Source organism: Allobranchiibius sp. CTAmp26 (genome assembly GCF_017565405.1).
Lineage (GTDB): Bacteria > Actinomycetota > Actinomycetes > Actinomycetales > Dermatophilaceae > Allobranchiibius.
The window spans coordinates 15,674-32,575 of the sequence record NZ_JAGEKR010000008.1; the positions used below are offsets into that span (position 1 = coordinate 15,674).

General features: G+C 71.3%; 17 protein-coding genes. 10 read left to right on the forward strand and 7 right to left on the reverse strand.

All coding sequences use genetic code 11. The annotated features are described in order from the left end of the window. Positions 1-27 precede the first annotated feature (27 nt). From J4030_RS05685 to glgC, 3 genes are read right to left on the reverse strand one after another with little or no spacing between them, the layout of a single operon-like run. A complete protein-coding gene (locus J4030_RS05685) occupies positions 28-912 on the reverse strand; it encodes a cyanophycinase (protein ID WP_208048251.1) in 885 nt (294 codons plus the stop codon). Then, the gene (gene serB / locus J4030_RS05690; RefSeq protein ID WP_208048252.1) at positions 905-2,110 is read right to left on the reverse strand and encodes a phosphoserine phosphatase SerB; all 1,206 of its coding nucleotides are present in this window, start codon (positions 2,108-2,110) and stop codon (positions 905-907) included. The genes J4030_RS05685 and serB overlap by 8 nt, the downstream gene beginning before the upstream one ends. A 22-nt stretch (positions 2,111-2,132) precedes the next feature. Beyond that, positions 2,133-3,380: a glucose-1-phosphate adenylyltransferase gene (gene glgC, locus J4030_RS05695; protein ID WP_208048253.1), complete on the reverse strand. Its 1,248-nt coding sequence runs from the start codon at positions 3,378-3,380 to the stop codon at positions 2,133-2,135. Between the two features lie 87 nt (positions 3,381-3,467). Between glgC and glgA the strand changes: the two genes are divergently transcribed. Then, positions 3,468-4,679 (forward strand): glycogen synthase, encoded by a 1,212-nt coding sequence (gene glgA, locus J4030_RS05700; protein ID WP_208048254.1) that lies wholly within the window; start codon positions 3,468-3,470, stop codon positions 4,677-4,679. A gap of 145 nt (positions 4,680-4,824) precedes the next feature. Here glgA and J4030_RS05705 read toward each other — a convergent pair whose 3' ends face one another. Next, positions 4,825-5,382: an AAA family ATPase gene (locus J4030_RS05705; protein ID WP_208048255.1), complete on the reverse strand. Its 558-nt coding sequence runs from the start codon at positions 5,380-5,382 to the stop codon at positions 4,825-4,827. A 124-nt stretch (positions 5,383-5,506) separates the two neighbouring features. Next, entirely contained in the window at positions 5,507-6,265 is a 759-nt protein-coding gene (locus J4030_RS05710; protein ID WP_208048256.1) for a hypothetical protein, read from the reverse strand. Positions 6,266-6,299: 34 nt separating this feature from the next. On the opposite strand from J4030_RS05710, the gene J4030_RS05715 reads away from it, so the two are divergent. Genes J4030_RS05715 through J4030_RS05730 form a run of 4 tightly spaced genes read left to right on the forward strand, consistent with a single transcriptional unit; the run spans position 6,300 to position 9,420 of the window. Continuing rightward, a complete protein-coding gene (locus J4030_RS05715) occupies positions 6,300-7,085 on the forward strand; it encodes an ABC transporter ATP-binding protein (RefSeq protein ID WP_208048257.1) in 786 nt (261 codons plus the stop codon). A 42-nt stretch (positions 7,086-7,127) separates the two neighbouring features. Then, positions 7,128-7,892: a sulfite exporter TauE/SafE family protein gene (locus tag J4030_RS05720; RefSeq protein ID WP_307864580.1), complete on the forward strand. Its 765-nt coding sequence runs from the start codon at positions 7,128-7,130 to the stop codon at positions 7,890-7,892. Next, a complete protein-coding gene (locus J4030_RS05725) occupies positions 7,889-8,611 on the forward strand; it encodes a sulfite exporter TauE/SafE family protein (RefSeq protein WP_208048258.1) in 723 nt (240 codons plus the stop codon). The genes J4030_RS05720 and J4030_RS05725 overlap by 4 nt, the downstream gene beginning before the upstream one ends. Further along, positions 8,608-9,420: an RNA methyltransferase gene (locus J4030_RS05730; RefSeq protein WP_208048259.1), complete on the forward strand. Its 813-nt coding sequence runs from the start codon at positions 8,608-8,610 to the stop codon at positions 9,418-9,420. The genes J4030_RS05725 and J4030_RS05730 overlap by 4 nt, the downstream gene beginning before the upstream one ends. Before the next feature lie 71 nt (positions 9,421-9,491). On the opposite strand, the gene J4030_RS05735 is transcribed toward J4030_RS05730, so the two are convergent. After that, positions 9,492-10,505 (reverse strand): LLM class flavin-dependent oxidoreductase, encoded by a 1,014-nt coding sequence (locus J4030_RS05735; RefSeq protein WP_307864581.1) that lies wholly within the window; start codon positions 10,503-10,505, stop codon positions 9,492-9,494. A gap of 64 nt (positions 10,506-10,569) precedes the next feature. On the opposite strand from J4030_RS05735, the gene J4030_RS05740 reads away from it, so the two are divergent. From J4030_RS05740 to J4030_RS05760, 5 genes are all read left to right on the forward strand, one after another. Next, positions 10,570-10,884, forward strand: a complete 315-nt coding sequence (locus tag J4030_RS05740) for a hypothetical protein (RefSeq protein ID WP_208048261.1) — start codon at positions 10,570-10,572, stop codon at positions 10,882-10,884. A 9-nt stretch (positions 10,885-10,893) separates the two neighbouring features. After that, on the forward strand, positions 10,894-11,691 hold the full coding sequence (locus J4030_RS05745; protein WP_208048262.1) for a 1-acyl-sn-glycerol-3-phosphate acyltransferase: 798 nt from the start codon (positions 10,894-10,896) through the stop codon (positions 11,689-11,691). A gap of 109 nt (positions 11,692-11,800) precedes the next feature. Beyond that, positions 11,801-13,918 (forward strand): DEAD/DEAH box helicase, encoded by a 2,118-nt coding sequence (locus J4030_RS05750; RefSeq protein ID WP_208048331.1) that lies wholly within the window; start codon positions 11,801-11,803, stop codon positions 13,916-13,918. 128 nt (positions 13,919-14,046) lie between these two features. Continuing rightward, a complete protein-coding gene (locus J4030_RS05755) occupies positions 14,047-14,586 on the forward strand; it encodes a hypothetical protein (protein ID WP_208048263.1) in 540 nt (179 codons plus the stop codon). Positions 14,587-14,657: 71 nt separating this feature from the next. Beyond that, positions 14,658-15,983 carry a DNA polymerase IV gene (locus tag J4030_RS05760; protein WP_208048264.1) on the forward strand — a complete coding sequence of 442 codons (1,326 nt, stop codon included), beginning with the start codon at positions 14,658-14,660 and terminating at the stop codon, positions 15,981-15,983. 5 nt (positions 15,984-15,988) lie between these two features. On the opposite strand, the gene J4030_RS05765 is transcribed toward J4030_RS05760, so the two are convergent. Continuing rightward, complete coding sequence (locus tag J4030_RS05765) at positions 15,989-16,774, reverse strand: hypothetical protein (protein ID WP_208048339.1); 786 nt, start codon at positions 16,772-16,774, stop codon at positions 15,989-15,991. Between the last annotated feature and the right edge of the window lie 128 nt (positions 16,775-16,902).

The window sequence follows — 16,902 nt, forward strand, 5'->3', positions numbered from 1 at the left end:
GTGACGGTGCGGTGCGGCGCGCGTCGGTCAGTGACGCAGCGCTGCGGCCGCCGTTGCGGTGTCGTGCCGGTCGCGGCTGGAGGAGACCGACAGGTCGGTGTGCTTCTCCACGAACTCGGTCAAGGTGGCGGTCTGCAGATCGAAGGTGGCGCCGAACGGCAGGGTGTGCACCACGGCGCCGGTGACGAGCAGGGGTGCGTCCCGGCGCGCCTCGTGGGCGTCCGTCACCGCGTTGCGAGCATCCACCACGAAGACCGCACCCGAGCCGACGACGGTCAGCGCGCGGCCGTCGGTGATCTCCGCGGCGGTGTCCTCGTCGATGCCCATGCCGAGCAGGCTCGGCGATCCGGCCACCAGCGACAGCAACCGGCCGTAGCGGGCCCGCTGGTCGAAGTGCTGGTCGACGATCACACCGGGCAGCAGCCCGAGGCCGGCGGTCAGTTGGCTGGAACGCTGGCGCGGCGTCACGCCCTCGTCGCCCATCGAGATCATGAACTGGCTCATGATCGAGGCGCCGGCGGAGGTGCCCGCCACGACGGCACCGCGTTGGTACGCGCGCAGCAGGGCCGCGCCGAGCGGCGTCCCGACGATCAGCTGGCTCAGTTTCAGCTGGTTGCCGCCGGACAGGAAGACGCCCGTCGCGTCGTCGACGCGTTCGACGAGCTCACTGTCACCCGCGGCCTGCCGGTTGGCGGGGTCGACGGAGGTGACGGACGCGCACCCGAGCCGCTCGAAGACGGTGGAGTAGACCTCGACCACCTCATCCGGGACGGACGACGCGGTGGGGATGACGACCAGGCGGGCCTTGCGGCCGCCGGCGAGGCGGACGAACCGCCGCAGGATGGTGACCCGGCCGACCTTGTCCTCCGCGCCTCCGATGATGAGCAGCGAACGCTTCGGTGCTTCAGGCATGGGGGGAGTCTAGGGACTGGGCGATGTTGGCCTCGGCCGCGTCGATCTCGTCCCGGGAGATGCCGAGCAGATAGAGGACGGCGTCGAGGTAGGGCACGCTGACCGATGCGTGCGCTTCGGCCCGCACCACGGGTTTGGCGTTGAAGGCGATGCCGAGGCCGGCGATGGCCAGCATGTCGAGGTCGTTGGCGCCATCTCCGACGGCGACGGTCCGGGAGAGCGGCAGCTCCGCCGCGTGCGCGAATCGCCTGAGCGCGCGGGCCTTCTCGGCCCGGTCCACGACCTGGCCGGTGACCCTGCCGGTGAGATGGCCGTCCCGGATCTCCAGGGTGTTGGCGTGCGCGTGGTCGATGCCGAGCTCGGCCGCCAGCGGCCCGACGATCTCGATGAAACCGCCGGACACCACCGCGACCGTGAACCCCAGTCGTTTCACCGTGCGCACGAGCGTGGCGGCTCCGGGCGTGAGCCGGACGGCACGGCGTACGTCGGCGAGCACCGACTCGGGCAGCCCGGCCAGCGTCGCGACCCTCTCGTGCAGGCTCTCCGCGAAGTCGAGCTCGCCACGCATGGCCCGCTCGGTGACCGCCGCGACCTGGGCCTCGACCCCGGCGTGCCGCGCCAGCAACTCGATCACCTCGTCCTGGATGAGCGTGGAGTCCACGTCCATGACCAGCAGGCGGCGTCCGCGGCGATCGAGCCCACCCGGGGCGACCGCCACGTCGACGGAGTGGGCCGACGCCTCCATCGCGAGCGCCCGCCGAAGGATGGGCACCTCCGCGCCGGACACCTGCAGTTCGAGACCGGTGAGGGGGGTGCGGACGAGCCGACGTACTCGCTCGATACGGGCGCCCTGGGCGACGATCGCCGCGGTGATGGCGGCCAGGGCCGCGGCGCGGAGCGGGGCCCCGATGACCACGACGGAGGCTCGGCCGACCTGGGGCACCGGTGCGTCTTCGACATCCGCCGTGAGGGTCACGTCGAGGCCGTGCGCGCGAGCCGCTCCGGCCACGGCGTCGTACAGCACGTCGGCGCTCGAACGGCAGGTCAGCAACAGCGAGACGGACAAGCGGCCGCGGACAACCACCTGGCCGAGGTCGAGCACGTCCTCGTCGTACGGCGCGACGGCGGTGAGGACGTCGGCGACGGCTCCGGGGGAGTCGTCACCGGCCAGGGTGAGCAGGACGGTGCCGGGCGACATGACGCTCAGTCTCCCGGCTGGGTCAGACGGTGAGGACGGTGCCCTTGCCGACGACCACGATCCCGCTGTCGGTGACAGTCAGGCCGCGCTTGCGGTCGACGTCGTGGTCGACCCCGATGCTCACGCCTTCGGGCACCACCACGTCCTTGTCGAGGATGGCCCGGCGGATGGTGCAGGAGCGGCCGATGTCGACGTTGTCGAGCAGCACCGAGTCCTCGATGTGGCCGAAGCTGTGCACGTGCACGTTGGGGGACAGCACGGATCGCTCCACCAGGGACCCGCTGACGATGCAGCCCGAGGAGACCATCGAATCGATCGCGACGCCCCGCCGTTTCGCCGAGCCGTGCACGAACTTCGCGGGCGGGAAGCTGCCCGGGTTGGTCAGGATCGGCCATTCGTAGTTGTAGATGTTGAAGATCGGCAGGATCGAGACCAGGTCCATGTGCGCGTCGAAGTAGGAGTCCATCGTCCCCACGTCGCGCCAGTAGCCGCGGTCGCGCTCGGTCGCACCGGGGATCTCGTTGTCGCCGAAGTCGTACGCGTACGCCTCGCCACGGCTGACGAAGTCGGGCACGATGTCGCCGCCCATGTCGTTCTTGCTGTCGTCGCGTTGGGCGTCGCGGCGTACGGCGTCGACCAGCGCGTCCGCGGTGAAGACGTAGTTGCCCATCGAGGCGAGGATCTCGCCGGGGCTGTCCTCCAGGGGCTCGGGATCGGTGGGCTTCTCACGAAAGGCGGAGATACGCTGGGAGCCCTTCTCCAGCTCGATGACACCGAACTGGTCGGACTGCGCGATCGGCTGCCGGATCGCGGCCACCGAGCAGGCTGCGCCGGACTCGATGTGCCGGGAGACCATCTGGGAGAAGTCCATCCGGTAGACGTGATCGGCGCCGACCACGACGACGATGTCCGGTTTCTCGTCGTGGATGAGGTTCAGGCTCTGGTAGATCGCGTCGGCCGAACCCGCGAACCACTGCTTGCCGAGCCGCTGCTGGGCCGGAACGGGCGCGACGTAGTTGCCGAGCAGCGTCGACATCCGCCAGGCCTTGGTGATGTGCCGGTCCAGGCTGTGCGACTTGTACTGGGTCAGCACGACCATTTTCAGGTAGCCGCTGTTGGCCAGGTTGGACAGTGCGAAGTCGATCAGCCGATAGATACCGCCGAATGGGACGGCGGGTTTGGCACGGTCGGCGGTCAACGGCATCAACCGTTTTCCCTCTCCACCGGCGAGCACGATGGCAAGGACGCTGGGACCACCTTTGGCAACCATTGACCCAACCTAGGCCCACCCCGGCGGTGCGTGTGCGGATCCGCGACACGGTGGTGCCGACCGCCCCGCAGGACTAGCGTCGCGGGCGTGCGCGTCGATCTGCTGACCAAGGAATACCCACCGAACATCTACGGCGGCGCGGGGGTGCACGTCGCCGAACTGGTGAAGGCGTTGCGGGCCGGCGGGATCGAGACGCAGGTGCGGGCGTTCGGCGTACCCGTCCAGGAGCCCGACACCACCGGCTATCCCGACCTGCCTCAGCTGCAGGACGCCAACGCGACCCTGCAGACCCTCGGTGTGGACCTCACGATGACCGCCGACTGCGCGGGCGCCGAGGTGGTGCACTCGCACACCTGGTACGCCAACATGGCCGGCCATCTCGCCTCGTTGCTGCACGGCGTGCCGCATGTGATCACGGCGCACTCGCTCGAGCCGATGCGGCCGTGGAAGGCCGAGCAGCTCGGCGGCGGGTACCGGATCTCGTCGTACGTCGAACGCACCGGCTACGAGAACGCCGCCGCCGTCATCGCGGTGTCGGACGGGATGCGCCAGGACGTGCTGCGCAGCTATCCCGCGCTCGACCCGGCGCGGGTGCACGTGGTGCACAACGGGATCGACGCCGACCTGTGGGCGCGGGACGAGTCGCCGGAGGCGAAGGAGATCGCCCGCCGGCACGGCATGGACCCGGACCGGCCATCGATCGTCTTCGTGGGCCGGATCACGCGGCAGAAGGGGTTGCCCTACTTGCTGCGCGCGGCGGCCGAACTGCCGCCCGAGGTGCAACTGGTGCTCTGCGCAGGCGCGCCGGACACCCCCGAGATTCTCGCCGAGGTGCAGGGTCTGGTCGCCGGCCTGCGGGAGTCGCGCGGGGGTGTCGTCTGGATCGACGAGATGCTCCCACGCCGGGAAGTGGTCGCGCTCCTGTCTGCCGCCACCGTGTTCATCTGCCCCTCGGTCTACGAGCCGCTCGGGATCGTCAACCTCGAGGCCATGGCGTGCGAGGTGGCCGTGGTCGGCACGGCGACTGGCGGGATCCCCGAGGTGGTGGCCGACGGCGAGACCGGCTGGCTCGTCCCGATCGATCAAGTCGCGGACGGCACCGGCACACCGAAGGATCCGGACATGTTCGTCGCCGATTTGGCGCGGGTGCTGACCGATGCGGTGTCGGACCCGGTCCGCGCGCGGGAACGCGGCCGCGCCGGTCGCGAGCGCGCGGTGCGCGAGTTCGGCTGGGAGGCGATCGCCGTCCGCACCCAGGAGGTCTACGACCGCGTCGTACAGGAGTGGGCCGCCCGCTGAGAGCGGTCGGCGCGGCGAGGTAGGGCGGCATCGACAGCAGCGCGTATGCGGTTTGCGTCCGTGGCCAGCGCTGCAGCCCTGGCCACCGACGCAAATCCCCCACACGGACGCACCGACTGCGCGGCGTACGTCGTCGGCCGGGTCGCTATCTGTCGGACTGCCGACGCAGATCGTCCAACCACGCGCGTGTCTGGCGGGCGGTGGTGAGTCTGATGACCGGAGGACCGTCCCGATCCGCGGCCAGGTCACGGATGCGGGCGCGCTTGCGTGCGAAGGATCGGAAGTGCCAGGCGATGATCGATTCGCGGCCGAAGAGACCGCTCAACGACTCACGGTTCCCGTTGCAGATCTCGCGCTGGTCCACCAATCGGGCGATGCAACGGCGGACGAGCCGTTGAAGGGAGAACCACCGCGGGTAGTCCAACGCGACCACGAGGTGGGCGCGCGTCAGGGGAACGTCCCGCCACCTTCGGTACGCCGTGTCCAGGATCCACTCGGGCTGCTTGCAGATGCGCTCGATCCGTCGCCGCTGCTCCTCCTCCGCCACCGGAATCCAGCCGGGTTCCCACGTCAGATCGTCCACGGAGTGCCACTCGATGCCGGTGGCCTCGCCAAGCTTCCGAGCGAGCGTCGTCTTACCCGATCCGGTCACCCCGTAGATCAGGATCCGCCGTGCCTCGCCGAGCGGTCGTCCAGTCCCCACGTCGCAGGACGGTAGCGGGGTTGGTTGCACATGGTGCGCGGTTTGCGTCCGCGGCCAGGACTGCAGCCCTGGCCACCGACGCAAATTCCCCACACGGACGCCGACCCGCCGCGTCGAGGCGGCGTCAGCGGGCGGGGCGCAGACCGCCGAGCGACAGCGCGCAGGACGTCGTGGCCTGGGCCAGCGCCCGATCGGCGCCGGCCTGCAGCCGCAGCAGCAGTGCGTGCCTTTCGCCGTGGTCGTGCCGGTGCACGGCGGGCGACTCGGCCAGGGCGACGTCGACCGCCGAGGCGATGGACCCAGCGAGCACCAGGATGCGGTGCGCGCGGCCGGGCAGCCCGGGCGGCAGCCCCCAGTCGTGATCCCGCACCCGCGAGTCCACTTCGGCGCGGGCGGTCGACCCCGCCCACGGCTGCACGTCGAGGGTCTCGAACGCGGCGGTCGCCTCCCGCACCAGTTCGGCCAGGTCACGTTCGATCTGGCTCTCCTGCAGGCTCTCCAGCTGATGCACCGGTGTCGGTTCGCAGTCGTACGCCGTCCAGGTGATCTGGGTGCCGGTGTCGCCCTCGGGGCCGTAGGTCTCGATGGTCGGCACGAGGGCACCGCCGAGCGCGGGCACGTAGACGCACTCGCCGGAGTCGGCGGCCGCGCCGGTGAAGTCGAGGCTCCCGCGCGGCATACCCGTCAGGTCACCGGGGCGGGGGAGCGCGCACCCGAGCACACGCTCGCCGAAGTCCTGCCACAGCGAGAGGCGGTCCAGATCACCGTGCACCTCGTCGACGTCGGGCATGGCGCGGCGTACGGCGTCGTCGAGGTCGAGGTGACCCGCCCAGGCGGCGGTCACCCAGAGGCTGAGGCGCGCACACGCCGGGAGGGTCGACACGGCGGACATCGTAGGTCGCCTAGGGTCGGACTCCATGAGCGATGTGCTGGCGCTGGCCGACGTGAGCGTGGTCCGCTCGGGCAAGTCGTTGCTCGACCGGGTCAGCTGGGAGATCGAGGAGGGCGAGCGGTGGGTCGTCCTCGGACCGAACGGCGCCGGCAAGACCACCCTGCTGCAGATCGCCTCCGGCCGGATGCACCCCACGACCGGTGTCGCCGGCGTGCTGTCGGAGGTCCTCGGCGCGGTCGACGTCTTCGAGTTGCGGCCGCGGATCGGGCTGGCGTCCGCGTCGATCGCCGAGCGCATCCCCGGCGGCGAGGTGGTCCGCGACGTGGTGGTCACCGCGTCGTACGGCATCGTCGGGCGCTGGCGTGAGGCGTACGACGACCTCGACCACGCGCGCGCCGCGGAGCTGCTCGACGCGCTCGGGGCGGCCCACCTGATCGACCGTCGCTACGGGACGCTGTCCGAAGGCGAGCGCAAGCGGGTCCAGATCGCCCGCGCGCTGATGACCGACCCGGAGCTGCTGCTGCTGGACGAACCCGCCGCCGGACTGGACCTCGGCGGCCGGGAGGACCTGCTCGGCCGGTTGTCGGCGCTGGCGCAGGACACCGACGCGCCGGCCCTGGTGCTCGTCACCCACCACGTCGAGGAGATCCCGCCGGGGTTCACCGACGTGCTGATGCTGCGCGACGGAGCCGTGGTCGCGGCCGGGCCGATCGAGCTGACGCTGACCGCGGAGAACCTCACGGCGACCTTCGGGATGCCCCTGGTCCTCGACCGGCACGGGGACCGCTGGTCCGCGCGCGCCGACAGTTGAGACGCGCCCGAGCGCGTACGACGTTCTCGTTAGGTTGAATTCGTGCCGCTCAGCCATGCAGTCCTGATCCTGCTCGCCGGAATGGCCGCCGGGATCATCAACACGGTGGTGGGTTCGGGCACCCTGGTGACCTTCCCGACGCTGCTCGCGTTCGGCTATCCGTCGGTCACCGCCAACGTGTCGAACACGCTGGGCCTGGTGGCGGGCGGCTTCTCCGGCACCTTCGGCTACCGCAAGGAACTGCGCGGGATGGCGGCGCTGCTGCGGCGCCTCGCGCCCATGTCGTTCCTCGGCGGGGTCACCGGTGCGGTGTTGCTCATCGTGCTGCCGCCCGGGGTGTTCAAGACCGTCGTACCGATCCTCATCCTGGTCGGCATCCTGCTGGTGGTCTTCGGGCCGTGGCTGGGCAAGCGGGCGCAGGCGGCGCACGCCGAGAACGACACTCGTGCACGACGGATCGCCCTGCTGGTCGGCATCTACGGGGCGGGGGTGTACGGCGGCTACTTCGGAGCCGCGCAGGGCGTCCTGTTGCTCGGCCTGATGAGCGTCTTCATGACCGAGTCGCTGCAGCGGGTCAACGGCGTGAAGAACGTGCTGAGCACCATCGTGAACAGCGTCGCGGCCATCACCTTCCTCATCATCGCCTGGGACAAGATGAACTGGGCCGCCGCGGGACTGATCGCGGTCGGGTCGCTGATCGGCGGGCTCATCGGCGCGCGGGTCGGTCGCGCGCTGCCGCCGTGGCTGCTGCGTGCGTTCATCGTGGTGATCGGACTGGTCGCCATCGGCAATCTCGTGCTGCGGTGAGCGACCTGCTCGTCTACCTGCTGCTGGGCATCGTGGTCGCCGTGGGCGCGCTCGTGCAGTCGGTGGTCGGTTTCGGACTCGCCGTCGTCGCCGCGCCGGTCATCATCATCCTGCGTCCGGATCTCATGCCCGCCGCGTTGCTCCTCACGTCGCTGGCCCTCCCGGTCTGGGAGCTGGCCTTCGGGGAGCGCGACATCGACTGGCGTCTTTTCGGATTCGCCATTGCCGGCCGGGTGGCGCTGATGCCGGTCGGCGTCTGGCTGGTCGCGACGGCCTCCTCGGACGCGATCGCCGTGGTGATCGGCGTCATGGTGCTGGTGGCGGTGGCCGCATCGGTCTCGCGGCTGACCGTGCGGGCGCGTCCGATGCCCGCTCTGGGTGCGGGGATCCTCACCGGCATCTCGGGTACGGCGGCCTCCATCGGCGGGCCGTTCCTGGGGCTGGTGCTGCAGCACGAGCGTCCCTCGCGGGTGCGCTCGACGCTCGCGGTGTTCTTCGTCGCCGGGGCCACGACGTCGCTGCTCGGCCTGGCGGTCGCCGGCCAGGTGCATGGTGGGGAGATGCTCGCCGGACTCGGTTGGATCCCGTTCGTCGCGGTCGGCGCCGTCCTGGCGCGACCCGTGCGGGCCACCGTCGACCGCGAGCGGATGCGTCGTGCGGTGCTGGTCGTCGCGGCCCTGGCGGGAGTGTTGGTGCTGGCCCGAGCGGCGCTGGCATGAGCGTCGTACGCATCGAGAACCCCGCCGACGAGCGGGTACGCGACTACTTCTCGCTGACCGACGTCGCGCTGCGCCGGCTGCTCGAGACCGAGCAGGGGCTCTACCTGGCCGAGAGCGAGAAGGTGATCCGGCGGGCGCTGGCCGCCGGCCATCGTCCACGGTCGTTCCTGATGGGCGAGCGGTGGCTGACCGACCTGGCCGATCTCGTCGAGCAGGCCGGACGCGACGACGTGCCCGTCTACACCGCCGACGCGGGCGTGATCGAGGCCATGACCGGATTCCATCTGCACCGGGGCGCGCTGGCCGCGATGCACCGGCCGGAGCCCGCGCCGTACGCCGAGGTGCTGGCCGGCGCTCGCCGTGCCCTGGTGATCGAGGACGTGGTCGACCACACGAACGTCGGCGCGATCTTCCGCTCGGCCGCCGGGCTCGGTGTCGACGCCGTGCTGGTCACCCCGCGCTGCGCGGACCCGCTCTACCGGCGCAGCGTGCGGGTGTCGATGGGCACCGTCTTCCAGGTGCCGTGGACCCGGATCGAGCCGTGGCCGACGGCGTTGGGCACGCTGCGCGACGACGGTTGGTACGTCGCGTCGTTGGCGCTCGGCGACGGCTCGATAGACCTCGACGAACTGGCCGCCGACCTCCCGGAGAAGCTGCTGCTGGTGCTCGGCACCGAGGGTGACGGGCTCTCGGCGCGGACGCTCGCGCACAGCGACGCCGTGGTGCGCATCCCGATGGCCGGGGGAGTGGACTCCCTCAACGTTGCGGCGGCGTCGGCGGTCGCGATGTGGGCGACGCGCGCCCGCTGACCCCGCCTCATTTTGGACATGCACGACGGGGCACATCTGCCCCGTCGTGCATGTCCAAAATGAGGGAAGGGTCAGGCGTAGGCCTTCATCAGCAACTCGTACGAACGCCGGCGCTGCGCCGGATCGTGCACGTTCGTGGTCACCATCAGCTCGTCGGCGCCGCACGCCTCAGCCCGTGCGCGCACGCCCTTCGCCACCTGGTCGCCGGTGCCGATGGTGGTGAACCGCGACATCCGCTGCGCCATCGACTCGTCCAGCTCGCTCCATTCGTGCGCGGCCGCCTCCTGCGGTGACGGGAAGGGACCGGGCCGGTTCTGGCGCAGCCGCACCATGGCCAGCGCCGCCGCCCGCGCGTTGTCCGCCGCGGTCTGCTCGTCGTCGGAGGCGATGGCGCTGACCGCGAGCATCGAGCGCGGTGCCTCCAGCGCGCCGGGACGTCCGCTCGGCCGGAAGCCCTTGCGGTAGATGTCCATCGCCTCGGTGGGGTCGGCCTCGCCGAAGTGCCCGGCGTAGGCGAACGCCGTACCAAACGCGGCCGCTGCCTGCGCGCCGTACAGGCTCGAGCCGAGGATCCAGATCGGGGGCAGCGGTACGTCGGACGGCTGGGCGGAGATGGGCGCGAACGGGTGGTCGTCCGGGAAACCGTCGACGTAGGCGAGCAGCTCGGCGTACTGCTGCGGGAAGTCGTCAGCGGTCAGCGCCTCCCGGCTGCGGCGCAGGGCGAACGCCGTGAGCTGGTCGGTGCCCGGCGCGCGTCCGAGCCCGAGGTCGATGCGCCCGGGGTGCAGCGCCTCCAGCACCCGGAACTGCTCGGCGACCTGCAGCGGTGAGTGGTTGGGCAGCATGATGCCGCCCGCGCCCACCCGGATCCGGCTGGTCGACGCCGCGACCGTGGCCATCATGACCACGGGGGCGCTGCTCGTGACGCTCGGCAGGTTGTGGTGCTCGGCGACCCAGAAACGTTCGTACCCGAGGGTTTCCGTGGCCTGAGCGAGCTGCACGGTCTCCCGCAGGGCATCCGCACCGGTGCGTCCGGAACTGACGGGGGAGAGGTCGAGCACTGACAGGGGGATGGCGTGGCTCACGAGGGCGACAACGCCCCCCCGGCGGCCTGCATTCCGCCTCAGGGACGGTCGATACGCTGCCGAGATGCCGCTGCGACCCGCCGAATCCGTCACCACCGCGCCCATCGTCGCCGTCGGGCTGGTGGGCGGTTACCTCGCCGCGCGAGAGACCGGCGTACGCCCGGTCGGCGGGGTCGTGCTCGCGGCGGCCGGTGGGTACGCGGCGCGCAGCTGGGTGGCGAAGGTCGGCCCGGCGGGGGCGGCGGCGCTCGGCGCGACGTACCTGCTGTCGTTCGGGCTGTCGCACCCGCTGGCCAAGAAGATCGGCGCCTGGCCGTCGGTGCTGACCGTCGCCGCGGCCAGCGCGGCGACGGCCTGGGCGATCTCCGACCGCCGATAGTCTGACGCGATGGAACCCGTCTACCGTCCCGTCATCGCCGCTGCCCGGGGCCTGTTCGCCTTCCAGGGCAACGACATCACCCGGATCGGCGCGGACAACATCCCGGCCACCGGTGGAGCGGTCATGGCGCTCAACCACATCGGCTACCTCGACTTCGCGTACGGCGGCTTCCCGGCCGTCGACGTGCACCGCCTCGTGCGGTTCATGGCGAAGAAGGAGGTCTTCGACCACAAGGTCACCGGGCCGTTGATGCGGGGGATGAAGCACATCCCCGTCGATCGTGCGGCCGGCGCGTCGGCGTACCGGGAGGCCGTACGGGCCCTGCGCAACGGCGAACTGATCGGGGTCTTCCCGGAAGCGACGATCTCGCGGTCCTTCGAGCTCAAGGACTTCAAGCTCGGCGCGGTCCGGATGGCTCAGGAGGCCGGCGTGCCGATCCTGCCGATGGTCGTGTGGGGCACCCAGCGGGTGTGGACCAAGGACCACCCGAAGTCGGTCGGCAAGCGCCGCCACGTGCCGATCACGGTGCGGGTGGGTCCGGCGATCCCGGTGCCCGCCGACGCCGACACCGCGGCCGTGACTGCTCAGGTGAAGTCGGCGATGGCCGAGATGCTGCACGAGGTGCAGCAGTCCTACCCCACGCTCACCGGCGACGATCTCGTCTACCTGCCGGCCCGGCTGGGCGGCGCCGCGCCGACGCCCGAGCGCGCCCGCGAACTGGATTCTCAGGAGGCTGCCGACAAGATCGCGAAGCGGCGCGCCAAGGCTGCCAAGGCCGCGGCGAAGGCCGCCAAGTCCAAGTCCTGACCGCACCGTGGCTCAGCTGTGACCGAGAGCCACAGGTCGGCCTGTGGCTCTCGGTCGTAACTGTGCCCCTGTGGATACGGCGCGGGCGCTGTCGGCCGGCGCGGGCACAATGCACCGGGTGACCCCGACACCGACCGCCGCCGGCAGCCTCGACATCGATCAGGTCGCCGCACGCGTACTCACCGACCTGGCGGGCCCTGACGCGCAGCTGCGCGACGGCCAGGGGGAGGCCCTGCACGCGCTGACCCGTCCCGGTGCCCGGGTGCTGGTCGTGCAGGCGACGGGCTGGGGCAAGTCGGCGGTCTACTGGATCGCGACGTCGTGGAGCAGGCAGGCCGGCCGGGGCCCGACACTGGTGGTCTCGCCGCTGCTGTCGCTGATGCGGGACCAGGTGGCCGCCGCGGGCCGGGCCGGGCTGCGCGCCGCGACGATCAACAGCTCCAACATCGACAGCTGGAGCGCGATCGAGGCCGACCTGGCCTCCGGCGCTCTCGACGTGATCCTGGTATCGCCCGAGCGCCTCGCCAATCCGGGGTTCGGCGCCCGGGTGATGCAGACCCTGGCCGGGCGGCTCGGCCTGGTCGTCATCGACGAGGCGCACTCGGTGTCCGACTGGGGTCACGACTTCCGGCCGGACTACCGACGCGTGTCGGACGTGCTGCAGCAGGTGCACCCCGATCTCCCGGTGCTCGCGACCACCGCCACGGCGAACTCCCGGGTGGTCGAGGACCTGGCGCGTCAGTTCGGCACCGACACCACGGTGCTGCGCGGGCCCCTCGCGCGTTCCAGTCTCGAGTTGGCGGTGCTGCCGACGATGGGCCCGCTCGAGCGGTACGCCTGGGTCGTCGACCACCTGCCCAGGCTGCCCGGCTCCGGCATCATCTACGCGCTCACGGTCGCGGACGCCGAGCGGCTCACGCAGGCGCTGCGCACGCGGTACGCCGAGGACCCCGGGCTGCGGGTCGCGGCGTACACCGGTGGTCTGGAGGCGGGGGAGCGCGAACGGCTGGAGGACGCGCTGCGCGCGGGCGAGGTCAAGGCGCTGGTGGCCACGTCGGCGCTCGGGATGGGCTACGACAAGCCCGACCTGGGTTTCGTGGTGCATGTGGGCGCGCCGCCCTCGCCGGTGTCGTACTACCAGCAGGTGGGTCGTGCGGGTCGTGCGATCGACCACGCACCCGTCGCGCTGCTGCCGTCCGCCGGTGACGAGGGCGTGTGGGACTACTTCGCGACGACGACGATCCCGCGCGAGGACGACGTACGCCGCCTGCTGGCCTCGCTCGGCGACGCGAACTCACCGCAGTCCGTGCCCGCGCTGGAGGCGGAGACCGGGTTGCGGCGCGGCAAGATCGAGTTGCTGCTCAAGCAGCTCGCCGTCGACGAGGTCGTCAGCCGGGCCACCGACGGGTGGAGCGTCACCGGGACGCCGTGGACCTACGACGGCGCGCACTATGAGGGCGTCCTCGCCGGACGCCGCCGCGAGGCCGACATCATGCGGTCCTACATCGCGGGCGAACGATGCCTGATGGCGCTGCTGCAGGAATCCCTCGACGATCCGGCCGCGCAGCCCTGCGGTCGCTGCTCGGTGTGCACCGGCCATCTGCCCGACGGCTGGTCCGACCACGCCGACCCGCAGACCGTGCGCGACCTGGCCGCGGTGCTGCGTGCCGACCAGCAGGTGCTCGAACCCCGCAAGCTGTGGCCCGGTGGCGCGTTCGGGGCGAAGGGCCGCATCCCACCGCAGCTCGCGGCCGCACCCGGGCGCGTGCTGGTGCACGCCGATGCGGCGGAGTGGAGCGAGCTGCGGGCCGGACCGTTACGCCACGACGAAGCGGCACCACAGGAGCTGCAGGACGCCGCCGTACGGGTGCTCGCCGGCTGGAAAGACGACTGGCCGGCTCGCCCGGAGGTCGTGGTCTCGTGCGCGGTGGACGGGCATCCGCTGCTCACTGCGTCCCTGGCGGAGCGGCTGGCCGCCGTAGGGCGGATGACGTACGCCGCGTGGGCGGTCGCCAGCCCCGATGTGGCCGACCTCGCGTCCTCGGACGAGGCGGCCGCCTGGCGCACCGCGTTCGCGGGCAGTGAGCTCCCGGCGGTCGAGGGGCAGACCGTGCTGCTGGTGCTCGATGCATCGCGGTCAGGGTGGTCGGTCACGGTCGCCACGGCGACGCTGCGCGAGGCGGGGGCCGGCGCGGTCCTCCCGTTGCTCATCCACCGCACGGTCTGACGCCGACCCGCCTCTCCCGCCGAGTGGCATAGGTATATGTCGAGTGCACCGGGTGGAGGTACGCCGCTCGATACATAGGTATGCCACTCGGCGGGCATCGAGTCCGAGGCCAGGCAGAATCAGCGACTGTGCCGATCAGCGATGCACTACAGCACCCCGTCCGCGCCTACGTCCACGCGGCGGGCGATCTCGAGACTTCCCGCGCGGAGAGCAGGATGTCGGCGTACGTCTACGGCGAGATCCTGGTGCTCGCGGCGACTGCGGGTGTCTCCCAGTCCGACATCCGCTCCGGGCGGTCGCTCCTCGTGGTGCTGGGCACAATCCTGTCGACGTACATCGCGCACGCGCTCGCCGACATCGTCGGCGCAGCCCTCACCGGTCACTCACTGACGGGGATGGTGCGACACGAGCTGCGTGACTCGGTCCCCGTCGTGAGTGCGGGTGTGCCCTCCCTGGTCCTGCTGGGTGTCGCCGCGCTCGGATGGCCGCCGGCGGTGTGGGCGCAGTCCCTCGCCTGCGTGATCCTGATCGTGCGGCTCGGGCTCACCGGGTTGGTCTACCGCCGGTTGCACCGGGGGATGAGTGTGGAGCGTGGCGTCCGGTTCGGGCTCTCCGTCGCCCTCGTGGCCGCGCTGGTGGTCGCGCTCAAGCTGGTGCTGACCCACTGAGCTCGTGACGGGTGGCGCCGACGTCCGCCACCCCTCACGCATCGCGCCACGCCTCCGGCGAGAATGACCGCATGCGAACGACGGCCAGCATCCTGCACCTGGATCTGGACGCCTTCTTCGCCGCCGTCGAGCAACGCGACAAGCCCTCCTTGCAAGGGAAGCCCGTCTGCGTCGGCGGCACGGGGCACCGCGGCGTTGTGTCGACCGCGTCGTACGAAGCGCGCGTCTACGGCGCCCGGTCGGCGATGCCGACGGCTCAGGCGCGCCGGCTGTGCCCGGCTGGTACGGCGTTCCTGTCACCCCGCTTCGGCGCGTACAGCCGCTCGAGCCAGGCGGTGATGGGGTTGCTGCACGAGCTCTCGCCGGTCGTGCAGCAGGTGTCGGTCGACGAGGCGTACGTCGATCTCGCGGCTGCCGGGATCGAGCTCACCCTCGAGGACGTCACGGCACGGGTGCGTCGACTGCTCGACGACATCCCCGGCGCGACCGGCGGGCTGACGGCGTCGGCAGGCGTCGCCTCGTCGAAGATGCTGGCCAAGATCGCGTCCGACCTGGAGAAGCCGGCGGGGCTGGTCGTCGTACCGCCGGGCCACGAACTGGACGTGCTGGGGCCCTTGCCGGTGCGTGCGATCGGCGGCATCGGACCTGCCACGGCGACCCGGCTGCGGACGTTCGGTGTCGAGAGCGTCGCGGACCTGCAGCGGATGGGCGAGGCCGATCTGGTCAGCATCTTCGGCGACTCGCACGGGCGGGGCATCTACCGGCTCGCCCGGGCCCAGGACGACCGCGCGGTGGAGACCGAGCGGGAGGCGAAGAGCGTGTCCGCGGAGGAGACGTTCGAGGTCGACGTGACCGACCCGCGGGTGCTCGCCGCCGAACTCGCCACGATGAGCACCCGGGTGACTAGTCGGTTGGCCGAGGGGTCGGCGTTCGCCCGGACGGTGACGATCAAGGTGCGCCAGCACGACTTCACCACCTCGACCCGCTCGGCGACCCTGCCGCACCCGACGGGCGAGCCCGAGGTCATCCGTGCCACCGCGCAACGGCTGCTCGACGCGGTCGACGTGTCGGATGGGTTGCGGCTGCTCGGGGTCGGTGTGTCCGGCTTCACCACCCACGCGCAGGAGCAGTTCCTCTTCGACGACGAGCCCGACGGCGGGCCGGTCGAGGCCGACGTCGCTCCCGTCACGCCCGCGCCACTGCTGCGATCCAGCCAGGGGTGGGCGCCGGGGGCCGACGTCCGGCACGACGAACTGGGCGCGGGGTGGGTCTGGGGCCGCGGCCTTGGGCGGGTGACCGTGCGGTTCGAAGGCCCGGGTACGCCGCCCGGTCCGGTGCGGACGTTCGCCGCCGACGACCCGGCCCTGCATCCCGCCGACCCGCCCGACTGGACCTGACGGCCTCACCAGCGCTGGTCGAAGGAGACCTCGTACGCCTCGAGCACTCTGCGGCGGTCCAGGTCCAGCACCGCGTCGATCAGCGAGCCGGGGCCGGCGATGTAGGTCCAGGCATCGTCGATGTCCGTCGCCGCGAACCAGGCTCGATCCGCGGGCCACCACATCTGCGGACCCAGTGCGGACACCCCTTCGGCGAAAGCGGTCGGTCCGCCGAGCGCGTCCACCGCCGACAGCGATCCGCTCATCAACGCCATCTCCCGAGCGCCCCACCACGGGATCTCGGCGCATGAGGCAACGAAGCGCCTGGCCGTTGCTGCTGCGCTGTCGGCGTCCCCCTGCAGTCTGCGTCGCTCCAACTCAATCTGACCGCTGGTCATGTCACCGTTCGACGACAGCAGCATCCCGGAGGCTCCAGAGCCGCTGATGCCGCCGAATCCCTTCCAGAGCGCGTACCAGCTGAGCTGCGGCGTGGTCGTCGTGTCGATCAGCAACGGCAGCAACCTCGGCAGGTAGTCGCGAGGCAGCGTGCCATCAGTCACGTGGTACGGCTCGACCTGGTGATGTAGGAACCCGTTCGGCCCGTCCTGGAAGAAGTCCGGGAGCGCGTCCGACCAGCGGGGTGACGGCGCCTCGTCGCCCGTGCGCAGCTCGTGCATCAGCCGCACCACCGCTGGAAAACAGTCCGGCACCATGCGCGACACGCCGTCGCCTCCGCGCATCCGCGACAGCGCCCACTCGGCATCGGCGTCGGAGACGTCGGTGGCAGGAGTCATCCCCTCGAATGCGTACATAGGCATCGACCCTGCAGCAACGGTCGGCCACCCCGCACCCGGTTTATCGCCCGCCCCGGCGACAGCGGCGTCGGAAAGTGGCCGCAGCGCCGACAACTCGCGTCAGCCGCGGTACGCCGCGTCGGAAA